3 protein-coding genes are annotated in these 3,026 nt (G+C 31.3%); 1 reads left to right on the top strand and 2 read right to left on the bottom strand.

Annotated elements, in window-relative coordinates:
- The coding region (locus HN894_05120; GenBank protein MBT7142699.1) for a hypothetical protein at positions 1-106 on the top strand (106 nt) is incomplete at its 5' end.
- Here HN894_05120 and HN894_05115 read toward each other — a convergent pair.
- Positions 93-1,355: an AAA family ATPase gene (locus HN894_05115; GenBank protein ID MBT7142698.1), complete on the bottom strand. Its 1,263-nt coding sequence runs from the start codon at positions 1,353-1,355 to the stop codon at positions 93-95. The genes HN894_05120 and HN894_05115 overlap by 14 nt on opposite strands.
- Positions 1,345-2,706, bottom strand: coding sequence for a DNA phosphorothioation system sulfurtransferase DndC (dndC, locus tag HN894_05110; GenBank protein MBT7142697.1), 1,362 nt, complete (start codon positions 2,704-2,706; stop codon positions 1,345-1,347). The genes HN894_05115 and dndC overlap by 11 nt, the downstream gene beginning before the upstream one ends.
- Positions 2,707-3,026 lie beyond the last annotated feature (320 nt).

Raw genomic sequence — 3,026 nt, 5'->3', positions numbered from 1 at the left:
CTATGAAACAGGGATTAAAATATCTAAATCAGATTTCGAAAAAATTAACATATATAAACATGAATTTCATGGAGAAGATTGGAATTATACTATCAAACCATTATAAGTAGTTGTAGCAATAATATATTTACAATTACCAAGGTCATAAATTCGTTTGATTGTTGTGTGGATAAATCAAGCAATACTTTTTCAAGAGTACTGTTTTGTTCTTTTAAATCAGATAGAAAGGTTTCTGTTAGAATCGTTGAAATCTCTTCTTTAATTTTATCCGAATAGTGTTTTTGCTTTATTTGTTTTTCAATTTGATGTTGAATCTTTTTTAGTTTTGTTTCTATAAATTCATTGTCAAATTGGTTTTGCCTGTATTGAGATTCAAGGTTTACCTGTTCGTGTAACTGTTTCAATTTATTACCTGCAATTGCAAAAGGAGCTAATTCGATAAGTTCTTTTAGTTTTGACTTTATTTCAATACTGTTTTGTCTTAAAGTATCGCGTAGCTTCTTTTGGCTAACCATATCTTCAACAGACATATTGTTTCCTTCACGAATTAATTTTTCCTGATATTGTTCAGATTGATTTCTGTATTTTTCAATATCATCAGCATTTGAAGCTATTTTTGCTTCGTTATGTGCGATTAATTTTTCAAGCTGTTCGGCTTCTTCTTGAAGTTTATTTAGTTTGTTTCTGTCAGAAATACTTGCTGATTTTTTACGTAATTTGACTCTTAGATTTTCTAATGTTCGTTTTAGGTTAACGTATTTGCTTATTCCCAGAACTTCGGAATATGCCAGACTTAATTTTCGTTTTTCTGCAATTGTTTTAATTTCTGCAAGTGAAACAATTTTTTCTGCATCAAATAAAAAGAACTTAGCAATTTCCCTTGGAAGTAGAAAATCATTGATAAAAATATCCGAGCCAACTTCTTTTGTTAATTCATTCTCAAATCCATCTATTAAAATACTGATTTTTTCATCTTCTTTTTCTAAATTATACTCTCTCCTAATTATTATTTTTCGGCATGGTACGGAAGGGATGTAAACATCTGAAATTTCAATTTCAACACTAAATTTATGCAAAGAACTTTCATCTAATTTGACTTCTCTATTTAATATTGAATGTGCGTATTTTTTGTAGCCTCCTAATTCATATATTTCCCGCTTATATTTTTCATCAACTTCTCCGATAAGCTTTCCGTAAAACCCCCAAACTAAAGCTGAAAGAAAAGTTGTTTTGCCAAATCCGTTTTGACCAGCAATAACGGTAATGTTTTTATTCTTGCCATTAGGTTCAAATGCAATGGTATTCTGACCTTTGTAAATACGAAAGTTATTTAATGAAATTTGATTAATTCTCATGGTTTGCCTCCTCTTTTACAAAGCTTTCAATTCGTTTTTCAATATCATTCTGCAAACCATAATTAGTCAGTAGTAAAGTTTTACTGTGTTGTAATGTCAGAAGATTATTAATTAATTCATAGTCCTTCTTATTATTCTCACAAACACTTTTTAATAATCTTTTTTCAATGGAATTTTCAATATTGGCATTTTCAGTTTCAATATCTCTTCCATAAATTCTTGCGAATATTTCACCAACCTTAAAATCAAAAATACCATCACGATACCAATAAACCTGAATTGCAATAAGTTCTTGGTTGGTTATTAGTTCGGTTAATGGTTTTATTTTTTGTATTTCTATTTGTAGTTCTAAAAGTTCCCTTAATTTTTTTGCTCGATACTCAGGAGAATAATTTCCTTGTTTATGCCCGTCCTCAGTTACGGCAGGCTGACCGTTTCTTCTTGTAGCAAGTCGGTTGTCGGAAATGTTTCTTTCTTTTTCCAAATTGTCTCTGTACTTCAATAACGGAGTCATCCAATCTTCACCATTTTTAATCAATGCAGTCATAGATTTATCTTCTTTAACTACAGTACAAGTCCAACAGCCAAATCGGCTTTGACCACATGATGTATGACTTTTGTTGGTAACAACTGTCGGACATTCATAATCATCTGCACTTGCATTTGAATAAATTTGAAATAGTTTAGTGTTATCGTAATTCCAAGGAGAGGGTAAGGCATTAATAATATACCAAATCTCTTCAAGCATTAATTCTTTTATGGGTGAATAAACCAACGTATTATGATGGTTTGGGTGTTTAGTTAATCGCTTCCCTTTTATTTCGTGTTTCTTTATTGAACGTCCCCTAGTTGCACTTTCAGCACTTCTTACTCCAATAAGAATTATGGCTTCTCCTTTTTCGCTAACCTGCTCTTCAATAAATGATGAAGTTGGACGAATTTTTAATTTATCAGTACACCAACGAAATGCATTATTGGGAACTGGATAACCTTTCCCGAGTATATTTACCCAAAAAGTTGATTCAATTTTTGGGATTGTTTTTTGTACAATAATTGGCAAATCCTGATTTCTTGCTTCCTTTTCAATTTGTGAAAGCACATCATCAACGTATTCTGTTATAATTGGATTCTCTACCATTGTATCATTACACACAACATAAACCTGTCTGCGTAATTGGAAAGGATAAGGGAATTCTTTTTTGATTTTTTCTAAAGCTCTCCACACCAACGTTAATAGGACAGTAGAATCTTTTCCTCCACTAAAACCGATTATCCAAGGTCTTTCGCTCGTGTCTCCGTATGTGTATTGGTCAACTAACTCGTTGACTATGTTATCTATTCGTTTATTCACATTCAATTATTTAGTAAGTCTCAAAAGTAATCAAAAAACACTCAGTATGCAGATAGAAGCGATGGCAAAAATTGCACTTTTTTGCAAATTTTGGTTTGTGCGTTGGCACGTGTGATTTGCAAATATGTGCAATGTGCGAGGTGACTCGTCCTAAAAAAAGTTTACAGTTAAACATTTAAATCCTGTTACAAATTTACACATATTTTTTAATTCTATTATGAGTTTACATTTTTATTTTCAAACTCTAATTGAGAAGTGGAGCATAGCGGAACGGAACAATTAGAGTTTGAAAGCTTATAATTGCTTTTGTTGTCTTGCTT

The sequence above is a fragment of the Bacteroidota bacterium genome, from assembly GCA_018692315.1.
In the GTDB taxonomy this organism is placed as follows: Bacteria; Bacteroidota; Bacteroidia; order Bacteroidales; family JABHKC01; genus JABHKC01.
Note: the sequence above shows the minus strand (reverse complement) of the source record. Positions and strands in the feature narration are given on the sequence as shown.

Excerpts from the sequence above, each read along its gene's own strand:
- HN894_05115 (MBT7142698.1), bottom strand. The coding sequence starts at position 1,355 with ATGAGAATTAATCAAATTTCATTAAATAACTTTCGTATTTACAAAGGT.